Annotated in this window: 12 protein-coding genes; 4 read left to right on the plus strand and 8 right to left on the minus strand. The window is 68.2% G+C overall.

Features of this window, described 5'->3' with window-relative positions; all coding sequences use genetic code 11:
- The first annotated feature begins 305 nt into the window (after positions 1-305).
- Entirely contained in the window at positions 306-1,256 is a 951-nt protein-coding gene (gene ppk2, locus ACNQQL_RS01810) for a polyphosphate kinase 2 (RefSeq protein WP_072436611.1), read from the plus strand.
- A gap of 55 nt (positions 1,257-1,311) precedes the next feature.
- Here ppk2 and ACNQQL_RS01815 read toward each other — a convergent pair whose 3' ends face one another.
- From ACNQQL_RS01815 to ACNQQL_RS01825, 3 genes are all read right to left on the minus strand, one after another.
- The gene (locus ACNQQL_RS01815) at positions 1,312-1,602 is read right to left on the minus strand and encodes an H-NS histone family protein (RefSeq protein WP_204422767.1); all 291 of its coding nucleotides are present in this window, start codon (positions 1,600-1,602) and stop codon (positions 1,312-1,314) included.
- Positions 1,603-1,868: 266 nt separating this feature from the next.
- Positions 1,869-2,468, minus strand: a complete 600-nt coding sequence (locus ACNQQL_RS01820) for an IMPACT family protein (protein WP_416392493.1) — start codon at positions 2,466-2,468, stop codon at positions 1,869-1,871.
- A gap of 185 nt (positions 2,469-2,653) precedes the next feature.
- On the minus strand, positions 2,654-3,511 hold the full coding sequence (locus tag ACNQQL_RS01825) for a LysR family transcriptional regulator (protein WP_347062992.1): 858 nt from the start codon (positions 3,509-3,511) through the stop codon (positions 2,654-2,656).
- A 129-nt stretch (positions 3,512-3,640) separates the two neighbouring features.
- Between ACNQQL_RS01825 and ACNQQL_RS01830 the strand changes: the two genes are divergently transcribed.
- Positions 3,641-4,219 carry a DUF4865 family protein gene (locus ACNQQL_RS01830; RefSeq protein WP_347062993.1) on the plus strand — a complete coding sequence of 193 codons (579 nt, stop codon included), beginning with the start codon at positions 3,641-3,643 and terminating at the stop codon, positions 4,217-4,219.
- A gap of 329 nt (positions 4,220-4,548) precedes the next feature.
- Here the strand turns inward: ACNQQL_RS01830 and ACNQQL_RS01835 are convergent, their stop codons facing one another.
- The 4 genes from ACNQQL_RS01835 to ACNQQL_RS01850 form a co-directional block, all read right to left on the minus strand.
- Complete coding sequence (locus ACNQQL_RS01835) at positions 4,549-6,750, minus strand: glycoside hydrolase family 3 C-terminal domain-containing protein (protein WP_347062994.1); 2,202 nt, start codon at positions 6,748-6,750, stop codon at positions 4,549-4,551.
- A gap of 452 nt (positions 6,751-7,202) precedes the next feature.
- The gene (locus ACNQQL_RS01840; RefSeq protein ID WP_347062995.1) at positions 7,203-8,282 is read right to left on the minus strand and encodes a glycosyltransferase family A protein; all 1,080 of its coding nucleotides are present in this window, start codon (positions 8,280-8,282) and stop codon (positions 7,203-7,205) included.
- Positions 8,283-8,357: 75 nt separating this feature from the next.
- Positions 8,358-9,614, minus strand: coding sequence for an oligosaccharide flippase family protein (locus ACNQQL_RS01845; protein WP_347062996.1), 1,257 nt, complete (start codon positions 9,612-9,614; stop codon positions 8,358-8,360).
- Positions 9,615-9,798: 184 nt separating this feature from the next.
- Entirely contained in the window at positions 9,799-10,221 is a 423-nt protein-coding gene (locus tag ACNQQL_RS01850; protein WP_347062997.1) for a hypothetical protein, read from the minus strand.
- A gap of 32 nt (positions 10,222-10,253) precedes the next feature.
- On the opposite strand from ACNQQL_RS01850, the gene ACNQQL_RS01855 reads away from it, so the two are divergent.
- A complete protein-coding gene (locus tag ACNQQL_RS01855; protein WP_347062998.1) occupies positions 10,254-12,134 on the plus strand; it encodes an alpha/beta hydrolase in 1,881 nt (626 codons plus the stop codon).
- A 156-nt stretch (positions 12,135-12,290) separates the two neighbouring features.
- On the opposite strand, the gene ACNQQL_RS01860 is transcribed toward ACNQQL_RS01855, so the two are convergent.
- Entirely contained in the window at positions 12,291-12,698 is a 408-nt protein-coding gene (locus ACNQQL_RS01860) for a hypothetical protein (protein WP_347062999.1), read from the minus strand.
- Positions 12,699-12,825: 127 nt separating this feature from the next.
- Between ACNQQL_RS01860 and ACNQQL_RS01865 the strand changes: the two genes are divergently transcribed.
- Positions 12,826-14,034 (plus strand): polysaccharide biosynthesis/export family protein, encoded by a 1,209-nt coding sequence (locus ACNQQL_RS01865; RefSeq protein ID WP_347063000.1) that lies wholly within the window; start codon positions 12,826-12,828, stop codon positions 14,032-14,034.
- The last annotated feature ends 52 nt before the right edge of the window (positions 14,035-14,086 follow it).

The raw sequence follows: 14,086 nt of genomic DNA on the forward strand, positions 1-14,086 counted from the left end.
TCGCGACAGCGGGTGCGCACGCCGTTGCGCGGCCGGGTGTCGGGCCCGGTCGCGCAACGCACTCAGCCGGTGGTCCGGATGAATCCGGAGATTTGCGCCGCGATGGCTGCGGGCGCATCCTCGAAACAGGATCCGGTCGGGGGATACGGTCGTGCCGCCGTCGCCCGGCTGACGCGCGGTGATCGCGCCTGCGTTACCGCATCGCGCCAGATCCGACGGGCACGGCCGGCGTTTTTTCATCAAATTGACGCGCGACACTGAGATAATGGCCGAGTTAGGCTGCGTCAATGATGGAAGGAGGCCCCATGGGCGATAACGATACCCGCACCGAGACCGACAACCTCACCGATATGGAATCGATCGAGACGCGTCGGCGCCGCTTCGAGGAAGACCTCGTCGATGCTTACGACGAAGAGCTCGAGATGGAGCTCGACGACCGCCGCTTCGACAACGGCGAGGACCTGCTGTTCTCGCTGGAGCGTCGCGAGGCGCGCAAGGAGTATTTCCGCGAGCTGTTCCGGCTGCAGGGCGAACTCGTGAAGCTGCAGGACTGGGTCATGACCACCGGGCACCGGCTCATCGTCATTTTCGAAGGGCGCGACGCGGCGGGCAAGGGCGGCGTGATCAAGCGCATCACGCAGCGCCTGAACCCGCGCGTCTGCCGGGTCGCCGCGTTGCCCGCGCCGAACAACCGCGAGCGCACGCAATGGTACTTCCAGCGCTACGTCGCGCATCTGCCGGCCGGCGGCGAGATCGTGCTGTTCGACCGCAGCTGGTACAACCGGGCGGGCGTCGAGCGCGTGATGAATTTCTGTACCGACGACGAGTACGAGGAGTTTTTCCGGTCGGTGCCCGAGTTCGAGAAGATGCTCGTGCGCAGCGGGATCCAGATCGTCAAGTACTGGTTCTCGATCACGGATCACGAGCAGGAGGTGCGCTTCCAGGCCCGGATCCAGGATCCGCTGAAGCAGTGGAAGCTGAGCCCGATGGACCTCGAAAGCCGCCGCCGCTGGGAGGCCTATACGGCTGCGAAGGAAGAGATGCTGCAGCGCACGCATATTCCCGAGGCGCCGTGGTGGGTCGTGCAGGCGGTCGACAAGAAGCGCGCGCGGCTGAACTGCATCCACCACCTGCTGGGCCAGGTGCCGTATCACGACGTGCCGCGCCCGACGATCGACCTGCCGCAGCGCGAGCATCACGAGGATTACATCCGCCGGCCGGTGCCGGACAACATGATCGTGCCGGATATTTACTGAGCGGCTGGGCGGGTTTGGGCGGCGGCGAGGGGCGAGCCGCGCAAGGCGGCGCGCGTTACTCCCGGATCAGGAAGGCGGCCCGGTCGCGCCCGGCAATCCATGCGGGTGCGCGGCCGCGCCCGCTCCACGTTGCGCCCGTCACCGGGTCGCGATACTTCATGCCGACGGTGAACAGCTTCGCACGGCCGCTGTAACCGTGACCGAAGATTTCACGTGCGGTCAGCGCGTAGCTCGTGACGAGTTCGCGCACCTGCTCCAGCACCGCATTGCGTTCGCGGCACCGTGCCGCCTTGATGCGCTGATCAAGTTCCGCAAGCTGGGCTTGCAGTTTTTGGATTTGCTGCATGCGTCCGTTATCCCGTGGCTGATTTGATTATTGGCGACGCGTGATGAACTGCATGGCAGCACGCCCGGCCATGGCGTGCTGCCTTGGCCGGAGGCGCATCTCACGCAGCGTGCTCCGGCCTGCCGGCAGCGCATTTGCGGAGCGTGTCGCCGGGAACCCGGTGAGATTAGGACTCGGCGCGCCGTTTTTCTATCGGACGTATCTGAATTTTCGGCTGAATTTGCATGAGGCCGTGATGGCGAGGCGGGAGGAGGCGCGTCAGTTCGTTATAGCTCCGGAAACCCCGACCGCCCCTGCGTCAGGTCGAACAACTCGGTTCTCGCATCGGCCTCGGCGGTCTCCGGCAGCTTGATCACGAGCTTCACCGTCATCCCGTACGCGCTGTCCACCAGTTCATACCCGGCCTGTTCGATCCAGCGGCGCACACGCGCTTCCTCGGGATAGCCGATCTCGATCGCGAGTCGCGTCTGGCGGATGCGTTCGATGCGCTCGGCATCGAGCAGCGCCGATGCGATCGCATCCGTGTACGCGCGCACCAGACCGCCCGCGCCGAGCTTCACGCCGCCGTAGTAGCGCACGACCGCGCCGAGCACGCCGTCGAGATCGTGATGGCGAAGCACTTCGAGGATCGGCCGGCCCGCGGTGCCCGACGGCTCGCCGTCATCCGACATGCCCGACTGGCCACCCGCCAGCAACGCCCAGCAAACGTGGGTGGCGGTCGGATGCTCGTTGCGCAGGCGCTGCAGCACCTGCATCGCGGCGTCGCGGTCGTCGACGGGAATCGCGTGCGCGATGAAGCGGCTCTTGCGGATCTCGAGCTCGGTCGTGCGGGAAGCGGATAGGGTGTAAGTCACGTTGATCGTCATGGGCAAGCACGATCGATGTGATCGCTTGCCCGTATTCCGGGTGTTGTCTGTATCGGCCGCGGCGGATGCGCGGCGTGTGTCGAAGCATACCGCGTGCGAGGCAGGAGGGCGGCGAAACGTCTCGCGAACGGGCTTCCGTTCAGCCTCCGACATTCACGCCGATCCGTCGATACCGCGGTCGTCGCTCACCGTACGCCGACCGACGACCGCAGCGCCGCGCCCAGCGTGCGAAGCGCCTGCCGGGCCCGCGCGTCGGTGAGGTTCGAGTAGAGCACGACATCGCGCGCCGGCAATGGCGGCAGCCCGTATCGCACGCCTACATCGACCGTACCGGCGAGCGCCACGCGATGCCCGAGCGCCGCGACGGCCAGCCCCGCGGACACCGCCGCGCCGATCGTCGCGACTCCGCCGCCGACAAAGACTTCCGTCCACGCGATACCGGCTTCGTCCAGCGCACCGACGGCCATGCGGCGCACGCTGCAGGGCTCGGCCTGCGTCGCGAGCCGCAGCGGTTGCGGCGGATGGTACTCGAAATCGGCCGCGGCCATCCAGCCGAACGACTCCGACAGGATGGTTTCGCCGTCCAGCCGCCGGCTGTCGAGCTGCAGCGCGACGGCCGCGTCGAGCTGGCCGCGGTCGAACGCATCGAGCACGTCGCGCGACGCGGCGACGCGAATCTCCAGCACGAGCCCCGGCTCGGCCTCGCCCATGCGCCGAAGCAGCATCGGGAGATCGGCGCCGACGACATGGTGGCTGACGCCGATCACCAGCCGCCGCTGGCCGCTGCCGAACGCGCCGACCGCACCCTGGTGAGCTGCCACCAGTTCGCGCGCGGGCTCCAGGAACGCGGTGCCGTCGGCCGACAGGCGGACCTGCCGCGGCGTGCGTTCCAGCAGGCGGCGCCCGAGCCCGTCTTCGAGCCGCTTGATCTTCAGGCTCACCGCGGACTGCGTCGTGTCCATCGCCTCGGCGGCCCGCGTGAAGCTCTTGAGGTCGGCGGTCAGCACGAACGCCTGCACGGCTTCGATGTCGAGTGTTTTCATCGCCCGCCTATCCATTAAGAAAACGAATCATTGAAATATTTTGCCATCGTATTTCAAAATGATTCAAGGTCTTCTACGCTGTTCCCAGGCCATCCGGAATTGCCGCGTTACTTTCGCCAGGAGTCGATCATGCTGACCGCGTACTACGTGCACCGCCTGCCGGCGGACTACGACCTCAACATCATCCGCGACCGCGTCCGCGAACGCGGCCGGCTCTGGGACGACACACCGGAACTGGTGTTCAAGGGGTTCCTGTTGCGCGAGGCCGGTCGCTACGGCGCGACGGAAAACGGTTATGCGTCGTTTTATCTGTGGCGCAACGACCAGGCGTTCGCTGAATTCGTGACGGACGGCCGTTATCGGGTCGTGACGGACAGCTTCGGGCGCGCGCCGATCGACGTCCGGGTCGCGCTCGATGCGCGCAACGGGCGCGCGTCGACGGCACGTTTCGCTCGTGTGGAGGACATCGACATTCCGGCGGATGCCGGTCTCGATGCGACGCTTGCGCACGAGATCGCGCGCAACCGCGAAGTCGCGGCACAGCCGGGTGTCGTCGCTGCTGCCGTCAGCGTCGATCCGCTGCGCTGGCGACTGACTCGGGTACGCGTATCGGAACACGAGCCGGACGACGGCGGTGCTGGCACGGTGTACCAGGTCTTGCATCTGGCCAAACCGTTGCTCGACACGCTGGAAGGGAGCGGTGCGTGATGGCCGGCGTTGTGTCGCGATCCCCGGCCCGGCCGGCGGCCCGCGGCCGATCGCCCGGCAGGGCGGGCGATGCGCCATCGATGCGACTGCCCGCGGGCCTCGCGGTCGCGGCTCATCTGGTGGGCGTGGCGGCGGCGATAGCTGTCATCGCCGTGCTGACGACGTTGCTGGCGCTGATGGTCCGGTAAAGATCGTCGGTTGGCGGGCAAGCCCGGGGACGCCTCGGAACAAGCAGACAAGACGAGACGCGATGCAATCCTCGCGCCGTCGCATGACCGGAAGCGCCGCACGCGATACACGCGGCGCTTCCGGCTGCTTCACATCGCCGCTCAGTTGCCCTGCAGCCGGATATCGCGCGACGACGCGCCGACATACACCGTCCCGCCCGGCACGACGCGCCAGCCGTTGCGCGACGTATCCCACACGCTCTGCATCCGCGGCGACACGGTGACGCGAACATGCCGCGCCTCGCCCGGATTCAGCCGGATCTTCTCCCAGCCGACCAGCCGCTTCGGCGGTTCGTCCTTGTACGGCACGCCGAGATAGACCTGCGGCGTTTCCGCACCGGCGACGCGCCCGTCGTTGCGCACGGTGAACGCGACGCTCAGCGAGCCGTCCCATTGCCGCGACACCGACAGCCCCGAATACGCGAAGTGCGTATACGACAGCCCGTAGCCGAACTCGAACATCGGCTTGATGTTGCGCGCGTCATACCAGCGATAGCCCATGTTCAGCTTCTCCGCGTAGACGGGATCGTTGTCGAACGCGCCGTTTTGTCCCCACGTCGGCGAATCCTGGTCGCGCGCCGGGAACGTGACGGGCAGCTTGCCGGACGGATTGACGGCGCCGAACAGCACGTTCGCGATCGCCTTGCCGCCGGCTTCGCCCGGATACCACGCCTCGACGATCGCGGACACCCGGTCCTTCCACGGCATCAGCACCGGGTTGCCGCTCTGGACGACGACGATCGTATGCGGATTCGCGCGCGCGACGGCTTCGACGAGCGCATCCTGGTTCGACGGGTTCGCGAGACTAAGGCTTTGCAGTTCGCCGAAATCCTCGCCGGCCGGCTGCGCGACCACGACGATCGCGACGTCCGAGCGGCCCGCGAGCGCGGCGGCCTGGTCGACCTCCTGCTGCGTGTACGCGCGGAACGGCGACTGCTGGTCGCTGTTGCCCGCATACGTGACCTGCGCGGCCGGCGCGAGCGCGCGGATCGCCGCGACGATCGGTACGTCGACCTTCAGCCACGGATTGCGCCACCAGCTGCACCCCGTCGACGATCCGAACGTCAAGCCGCCGCAACCCGCGAACGAACCCGTCACCGGGTCGCGCGTGTTGCCCGAGCCGCCGCCCGACAGCACGGCCGCATCGGCATGGCCGCCGATCACGGCGATATGCGACAGCGCAGACGCGGCAAGCGGCAACTGGTTGCCGTCGTTCTTCAGCAGTACGATCGACTGCTCGGAGGCGGCTTGCGCGAACCGGTTCGCGGCCGCGAAATCGATCGTGCCGCCGCCCTTGGCCGGATCGTCCATCACGCCGACGCGGATCATCACGGCGAGCTTGCGGCGCACCATGTCGTCGAGGCGCGCGGTCGACACCGAGCCGTTCGCAATCGCCTGCTTGACTGCCGCCGGCGTCAGGTACACGCTCGGCCCGACGTCTTCTTCCTCGTCGAGCCCGGCGTTGATCGCGGCGGCGGTGCTGTGCGTCGCGCCCCAGTCGGACTGCACCTGGCCCTGGAAGCCCCATTCGTTCTTCAGCACGTCGTTCAGCAGGTGATTGTTCTCGCACGCATACGTGCCGTTCAGGCGGTTGTAGCTGCACATCACGCTGCCTGGCCGCCCGCGCTTCGCGGCGATCTCGAACGGCAGCAGGTACAGCTCGCGCAGCGTGCGTTCGTCGATCTGCGTGTTGCCGCCCATCCGGCCGTGCTCCTGTTCGTTGCCGGCGTAGTGCTTGATGGTCGCGATGACTTTCTGCCGCTGCGTCGCGAGCGTGCGTTCGGCGAGCAGGTCGCCGGCGAGCAGCGGATCCTCGCCGAGATACTCGAACAGGCGGCCGCCTCGCGGTTCGCGCGCGAGATTGGTGCCGCCGGCGAGGCCCATGCCGAACCCTTGCGCGCGCAACTGGATCGCGACCTGCTTGCCGAAGTCGTACGACAGGCGGCGATCCCAGCTCGCGGCGACGGCGATCGTCGCGGGGAACGTCGTGCTGGCCTGCGACGTGCTGCCGGAACCGGTCGCCGAGTCGACCATGTTGAGATCGGGAATGCCGAGCCGCGGCACGCCCTGGATGTAGCCGGCGCCGCCGCCCGGCACCTTGGACATTTCGTATTGCGAATGAATGAACTGAATTTTTTCGTCGAGCGTCATCTTGCGCACGAGCAGGTCGGCGCGCCGTTGCGCGGCGGACGACGCGAACGCATCGGTGGCGTCGCCCTGCGAGTTGAAATCGGCGTTGCCCGCGTAGGCGGTGGTGCAGAGGGTCGCTGCCAGCACGACGGCCGGCCAGAGTTTGTCCCGCATGTTGCTCTCCATGATCGTATTGCTCGTTGTTCGGATGATGTCTGGAGCTGCGCACGTCCGGTGGATTCGCACCGGACGCATTCGGCTGGCGATGCAGTGTGGTTGTGCGTCGGCATGCCAGGCCAGGCGGGGAATCGTTACGGCCGGTTGGGCTCGACCGGTCAACGCGGGCGGCGACGCACAGGCCGCTCGACGCTGTCGAATCGGATGTAGCGACTCTCAGCAGCGACTAATGGTATGAATGTAGTCCGACTACAGCATCGGTGTTTCTACCGATACGTACGATCTTTATTCGGCACGGTCGCGCGACGTGGCAAAAAGACGGTCATCGTTCCCGATTGCGGCTGTGCGGCGGGGTAAGAAGTACCTGCGTACAGGCGTTTGCGCTGGGGAACATGGAGATGAAGGAGATTCGTCTCGTTGCGTGCGCATCGAATCGGGCGGGCCCGTCGTTATCCGGCGGCGCGGGATCCCGGATCGCGTGCGGTGAGTGGATCGGACGGTTTGCGGGCGCGTGCGAGTGGATTGGCGATGTAGCGGATCGCGCGGTCGCTGAGCGTCGACGATGGCAGCAGGCACGCGAGCGACAGCCCGGCGACGGCCAGTTTCTTGAACGGACGCCAGAACGGATTGCGCAGCACCGTATGCCAGTAACGGTCCGAATCGGACAGGAACCAGCGCCAGCGGCGCGCGAGCGGCGCACGGTACAGCGTGCTCGCGAAGCGGGCCTTTTCGATCGAGAAATCGAACGGTTCGCTCGGCAGCGCTTCGTGAAGCCGCGAGCGGGCAATCGTGCGCAGCGTCGACCATCGGCGTTCAGCCTTCGACGCCCCCGTGGCTGCGTCTTCCGCGTTGGCGAACGCGAGATCGGCGGTATCGCGGTTCGCGTCGCCGGCGGCGTGTGCGGCCGCCTGGTGAATGCGATAACCGCCGAGCGACGCGTCGATCATGTGGACGGCGCCGAGCAGCGCGATTCCGTAGATCGCATAAAAATCGGCGCCGTGCAGGTTGTCGGCCGTGACGGGCACCGGGAAGATGCGCCGGAGCGCGTCGCTCAGATACGCGTTGCCCGACGCGGGCGGCGACGGATACAGCCAGCCCGCGCGCAGCAGACGCCCGCAATCCGCGTCGACGCCCGACTGCGGGACGGCGACGCCGGTTGCGGCGCCGCCGCGCGTGATCACGTCGAGCCGGAAATGTACCTTCACGAAGTCGCCGGCCGCGAACGCGGCCAGCACGCGGGCGGCGGCGTCGGGATAGAGCAGGTCGTCCGCGTCGAGCAGGATGACGTATCGGGTCGCGACATGCTCGAGCGCGCGGTTGTACGCGGCGACCTGGCCGCGATTCTCCTGAAAGACCGACGCGATGCGCTCGCCGTACGAGCGGATGATGTCGCGGGAATCGTCGGTCGATCCGTCGTCGATCACCAGCACGCGGATGCCGTGCGCGGTCTGTGCGAGCGCGGAGTCGATCGCGGCACGCAGATAGGCGCCGTGGTTGTAGTTGCAGATTGCAATGGTCAGGTCTGCCATGAGCAGCTCCCCGGTGAAGCGGGTTCGAGTCTTCCGGCGCGGGAGGCCCGCGCAGCGCCGTCATGCGGCCACATGCTAGCGGCGCGCAACAGCGTTGCCGAGCAGCGGAATGCCGGCGCGATAGACCACGGCCGCGAGCGCGGCGGCAACAGCAGCCTCCGCGAGCAGCACGGCGGCGGCGGCGCCCAGTTCGGCGAAATACTTCGCGAGCACCGGAAGCAGCACGATGTTAAGGATGCCGGACGACATCAGGATGCGCGTGAAGGCCGTTTTCATGCCGAGCGGCAGCATGGTCTGCACACCGAACAGGTCGGTCATGCCGGCCATGAACGGGATGAACGCCATCCAGCGCAGCACGTGAACCGTCGGTTCGTACGACGGGCCGTACAGGATGCGCACCGCCAGCGGCGCACCGAAGAAAATCACCAGCGAGATGCCGAGCACCATCACGACCTGCACGACGAACAGCTTGCGCAGGAACGTGAACGCGTCGTTGCGCGCATGCCGCATCAGGTAGCTGATGCGCGGATAGGTGGCGGCCTTCAGCGGCTGGAGCATGCTGAGCGCCGCGCGGATCAGCTTGTCGCCGGCGGCGAAGTAGCCGGCCGCGACGTTGCCCGACACGAAGCCGAGCAGCACGGTGTTGGTCGATGCGTAGAACGCGATCGACGTGGATGCGAGAAACACCTGCCAGCCGCCTTTCAGCGATTCGGCAATGTCGGCAACGCCGACGCGGACGAAGTCGATTTCGCGATGGAGATACAGGTAGACGGCCAGCGCGATCGCCGACAGCACCGGCACGGCGGCGTTGACGATCATCGCGCGATCGATGTCCGCCGGGTTGTGCACGACGGCGAACATCGCGGGAAGGCTCAGTACGCGGCCGACGAACAGGATCAGGCTGAGCGCGCGCAGCTTCTCCATGCCCTGGAAATACCAGCCGGGCGTGAATGCCACGCCGGCGACCATGCCGAACCCGATCAGCAACAGGTCGCGGTCCTCGCCGAAGCGCCCGATCACGAGCGTCAGCACCACCAGCACGACGAAGCAGACGGCCGCGATCCCGATCTGCGCGTACAGCGTCGCCCAGAAGATGCGCGAGCGTTCGGCGCGGTCGTCGCGGGCGAGCGCGATGCGTGGTGTCGCGGTCAGGTCGAAGCTGTAGCTCGTGCAGTTGGTGAGATACGCGATGACCGCGAGCGAGAACGCGAGCTGGCCATAGCCTTCCGGGCCCAGTGCGTGCGTCAGCAGCGGCGCGATCAGCAGCGGCACCGCATACATCGAAATCTGCAGCGTCAGCAGCAGCAGGAAGTTCTTCTTGAGGTTTGACATTCGCTCGGTCGGCGCCGTTGGGTATCGCATGGCGGCGGGTTGCGTGCTGCCGTGCGGATGCGCGGCCGGTCGGCGCTGACCCGGCTGCGAGGATTCGCGACCCGTTCCGGCGATGCCGGCACGGCTGCATCACATCGTATGGCGGCCATGATACGGGCCGCGCGGCGACGCATTGTTCGCGAGCCTACCGTTCGCGGATTCCATTCGCACGGGCGGAACGAATCGCGACAGGGCGCGCCGTGTTGTATCGCCGCGGTGATGAATGCATTTGTAAGCTGGCGCACCGAAGGCCGATCGGGCCGAATGATCTAATCAGACGCACTGTTTCGTCCGCGGCGGAAATGATGCAGGCGAAGCCTGCAACCGGCAGCACGACCGGCCCGCGAGCGGATGAAGCCGGTGCAACGCGGCGAATGTCACGCATGCCGGCCGGCGCGCGCTTGCGCGAGGCCGGCTCGCGCGTGCGGCAGTGCGGCGCATGGAACACGGCGAGCGGGCCGCGCAGGGGCGCGGCGGAAGACCGCAGCCGGTCTTCCTGCCGTCGCCGGCCCGCCGCGGGAATCGCGCAGCCGCGCATGCCGGTGGAGCCGCCGGCGCGCATGCGCATGGAATAACAAATACCGATCCGAGGAGTACCGAGTGAAACCGATAACGTTCGGCAGCTGTGTGGGGTGGCTGCACGAAGGACAGACGGGACAGGGCGTGATCCTGTGCGAATCGCTGGGCCACGAGGCCGCGTGGACGCACAAGCTCATGCGAGCGATCGCGGAGCGTCTCGCCCGCGCGGGCGTCACGGTGTTGCGGTTCAACTATCCGTGCGCCGGCGATTCCGCGGGCGACGATCTCGACGCCGGACGGCATGCCGCCAGCATCGACAGCATTCATCGCGCGATCGAGCTGCTGCGCGACGAAGCGGGCGTGACCGCGCTGACGCTCGTCGGCCTCCGCGCGGGTGCGCTGTTCGCGATGCTGGCCGCCGCGGGCGCGGGCCGGCACACGTCGCCGCGCATCGCGGGCCGGCACACGTCGCCGCGCATCGATGCGATGGTGGCGCTGTCGCCGGTCGTGCGCGGCCGTGCATACCTGCGCGAGCTGTCGTTCGTGCATCGTCAGTGGCTCGATACGACGCCGCCCGCGATTCGTGACGCGCATCGCGACGAGCCGTGCATGAACGTGCTCGGGCATCGCTACCCGGCCGATTTCGTCGATGCGCTGAAGGCAACCGATCTGTGCGACGTGGTGCGCGACGCGCCGGCGCTGCCCGGCGCGATGCTGCTGATCCAGCCGGAGCAGGGCGACGGGCCCGCGTTGCGCGACGCGTTGCTGGCGCGCGGCGTGGACGTGACGTGCGATCCGTTCCGCGAATGGCCGACGACGATGCTGGACGGCACGCGCTCGCGCCTGCCGCACGCGGCGATCGACGCGCTGGTGAACTGGATCGTCGGGTGCGCACCGGATACGGCCGTCGCCCGCGTTTCACCGCACACGGTCGGTACGTGGAGCGGCGAGTCGGCCGTCGCGCTCGACATGGGCGACATGACGGAGCAGGTCGTCGCGGTCGGCCCGGGCCGGCTGGTCGGCGTGCTGTGCCGTCCGGCGGGGACGCGGCCGGCAACGCCGGTCGGCCCGGCGCTCGTGATCGCGAACACGTCGACGAATCTGCGCAGCGGCGAGGGGCGCTTCGGCGTGCGCATCGCCCGCGCACTGGCGCGGGCCGGCGTGACGACGTTGCGGATCGACGTGACCGGCGTCGGTGACAGCGGGTTCGGTGCGCCGGACGACCAGTCGGGCGTCGTGTATTCGCCGCAGGCGATCGACGACGTCGCGGCGGCGGCGGACTGGCTGCGTGCGATCGGCCATCCGGACGTGATCGCGGCCGGCATCTGTTCCGGCGCGTACGCGGCGTTGCATGCGGCGGTGAAAACGGCGTCGCTCGGCGGCGTGATCGCGATCAATCTCGCGCGCTTCGTGTGGCCGGCCGGGCTCACGCTCGAAGCGGCGCAGAAGCAGCGGATCAACTCGGTGCGCGGCTACTGGCTGTCGGTGCGCGACTGGCGGCGCTGGAAGCGGCTCGTCGCCGAGCGGCGCGACCTGCGTCCGATCCTGCGCGCGGTGGCGGCGAACGGTATCGCGCGCATCAGCGTGCCGGTGAAGGCGGCGGCCGCGCGCGTCGGCTGGAAGCCGCGCGCGGGTACGCCGCGCGGCATGATGCGCGAGCTCGCGCAGCGCAACGTGTGGACGATGCTCGTATACGGCGCGCTCGATCCCGGCATCGACGACGTCCGGCGCCACTTCGGCTCGGTCGAGTGCGCGTTTCGGCGCTCGCGCCATGTGCGCCTGCACCTGATGCCGCAGGTCGACCACGCGCTGTACGGCGCGGCGGGAACGGCCGCCGTGATCGATCTCTGCATGCAGGCGCTGGGCGGCGCCCCGGGCTGGCCGGCCGCACGCGTCGCCGATCCGTCCGTACCCGACGCAGCCGGGCGGCCGTACGCGAACGTATCGGTCGGAAGTTCGTGACGCGCATCGCGGTTGCGCGGATTACGGGGTGCGATCCCCGCTTCGTATGAAGATCGGCGTTCGGTGGGCTCGCTCACAGACGCGCCAGTCGCGGCGGTGTCCAATCGTGTATCGGTGCAGGCGCCGTCACGCCCGTGCATGACCGGCCGGATCGCATCAGTCCGGATCGCCTGGCTGCGCATAGGGCGACGTCGTGTACGGCGATGCGTACAGCGTGTCGTTGCGCCACGCGTCGTCTGTGGGCGCGCTGGCCGCTTTCGGGCGGCTCGGACGGCCCGGCACGAGCGGCCGCCGCAGCGTGCTGCGGGCGCGCGATGCCGGTTCCGCGGTGGTGCGAATGCCGGGAAGCGCAAGGTCCGGTGCCGCGGCATCGGATGCCGCGGTTGCGATGCCGGCGGTCGCGGTTTGCGCCGAACGCTGCAGCGGGGCCGGCGCAATCAGCGCCGACGATGCGAAGGCTGGCGCGTCGGCCGGGTCGGACCGCACGGATTGCGCATCGGCGGCGCACGCGAAACCGGCCGACAGGATGCAGACGAGCGACGAAAGTGACGAAGAGCAGTTCATGACGAATCGTACGGAATGACGTGCGGTGACGAGGGAGGCGCGGCGCCGCATGGCGAGCCGCGCTGGCAAGCGTAATGCCGGAGCCCGCCGCGTTTGGCGGGTTACCGCACAGTTTCGGAAGGACACCATGTCAACGACGACGCAAAAGGAATCGACGGCCGGCAGGCTGCTGTCACGCACGCCCTGGCTGTCGCGCGTGGCGCTGGCGGCCGCCGTGTGCGCGCTGAGCGCGTGCGCGCTGGCGCCGGGCATGACGTATCGCGCGCCTGCCGAACGCGACGCGAATGCGCGCGTGGGTGCCGACGCATCGGGTTCGGGCGGCCTCGACGGCGTTCAGAACGTATCGGGCGAGGATCTGATCGAGATCACGCCGGCGTTCGTCGAGCAGCAGCATGCGGCACAGTCGGCCAGTGTCGACGCGGAAATCCGCCAGCTGTTCGGCACGCCGAAGCCGTACGTGATCGGCCCCGGCGACGTGCTGAGCATCGTCGTGTGGGATCACCCGGAACTGAACCTGCCGACGACCCAGACGACGGGCGGCGGCGACGGCGTCGGCGCCAGCTCGGTCGCGACCGGTTATACGGTGGACGCGAGCGGCAGCGTGCAGTTCGCCTATGCGGGCCTCGTGCACGTGGCAGGGCTGACCGAGGCGCAGGCGCGCGCGGTGCTGACGAAGCGGCTCGGCGAATACGTGCGCAAGCCGCAGATCGCGGTGCGCGTCCAGGCATACCGCAGCAAGCGCGTCTATCTCGACGGCGAAGTGCGCACGCCGGGGCTGCAGATCGTCAACGACATGCCGATGACGCTGCCCGAGGCGATCGACCGCGCGGGCGGCTTCACCGCGACGGCCGACCGCTCCCGGGTGTCGGTGACGCGCGGCGACAAGACCGTGACGGTGAGCCTGCCGGCCATGCTGGCCGCGGGCATCAACCCGACCAGCATCCTGTTGCACGACGGCGATCTCGTGCGCGTGCGCGCGGCGAGCGACAGCAAGGTGTTCGTGCTCGGCGAAGTGTCGCGTCCGGCGACGCTGACGCTGACCGACGGCCGGATGAGCCTCGGCGAAGCGCTCGGCGACACGGGCGGCGTCAGCCAGTACACGGCGGACGCGCGGCAGGTATACGTGGTGCGGCGCGGGCCCGGCAACCGGCCGCAGGTCTATCACCTCGACGGGAGTTCGCCGGCCTCGTTCGCGCTGGCCGACCGGTTCCCGCTCGAGCGTCGCGACGTGGTGTTCGTCGATGCGTCGTCGCTGGTGCGCTGGAGCCGTGTCGTCAACCTGCTGATTCCGTCGTCCGCGCAGGGTGCGCTGACGGCCAAGGCCATTTCGCCGTGAACTTCGTGACCGATTTCGCGATCGCGATTCGTCGCGCCTACGGGACTGATCC

Source organism: Burkholderia sp. LFS061 (assembly GCF_047978125.1).
Taxonomy (GTDB): domain Bacteria; phylum Pseudomonadota; class Gammaproteobacteria; order Burkholderiales; family Burkholderiaceae; genus Burkholderia; species Burkholderia pyrrocinia_C.

Excerpts from the sequence above, each read along its gene's own strand:
- ppk2 (WP_072436611.1), top strand. The coding sequence starts at position 306 with ATGGGCGATAACGATACCCGCACCGAGACCGACAACCTCACCGATATG.
- ACNQQL_RS01840 (WP_347062995.1), bottom strand. The coding sequence starts at position 8,282 with ATGGCAGACCTGACCATTGCAATCTGCAACTACAACCACGGCGCCTAT.
- ACNQQL_RS01835 (WP_347062994.1), bottom strand. The coding sequence starts at position 6,750 with ATGCGGGACAAACTCTGGCCGGCCGTCGTGCTGGCAGCGACCCTCTGC.
- ACNQQL_RS01850 (WP_347062997.1), bottom strand. The coding sequence starts at position 10,221 with ATGCGCATGCGCGCCGGCGGCTCCACCGGCATGCGCGGCTGCGCGATT.
- ACNQQL_RS01830 (WP_347062993.1), top strand. The coding sequence starts at position 3,641 with ATGCTGACCGCGTACTACGTGCACCGCCTGCCGGCGGACTACGACCTC.
- ACNQQL_RS01825 (WP_347062992.1), bottom strand. The coding sequence starts at position 3,511 with ATGAAAACACTCGACATCGAAGCCGTGCAGGCGTTCGTGCTGACCGCC.
- ACNQQL_RS01815 (WP_204422767.1), bottom strand. The coding sequence starts at position 1,602 with ATGCAGCAAATCCAAAAACTGCAAGCCCAGCTTGCGGAACTTGATCAG.
- ACNQQL_RS01860 (WP_347062999.1), bottom strand. The coding sequence starts at position 12,698 with ATGAACTGCTCTTCGTCACTTTCGTCGCTCGTCTGCATCCTGTCGGCC.
- ACNQQL_RS01820 (WP_416392493.1), bottom strand. The coding sequence starts at position 2,468 with ATGACGATCAACGTGACTTACACCCTATCCGCTTCCCGCACGACCGAG.
- ACNQQL_RS01865 (WP_347063000.1), top strand. The coding sequence starts at position 12,826 with ATGTCAACGACGACGCAAAAGGAATCGACGGCCGGCAGGCTGCTGTCA.
- ACNQQL_RS01845 (WP_347062996.1), bottom strand. The coding sequence starts at position 9,614 with ATGTCAAACCTCAAGAAGAACTTCCTGCTGCTGCTGACGCTGCAGATT.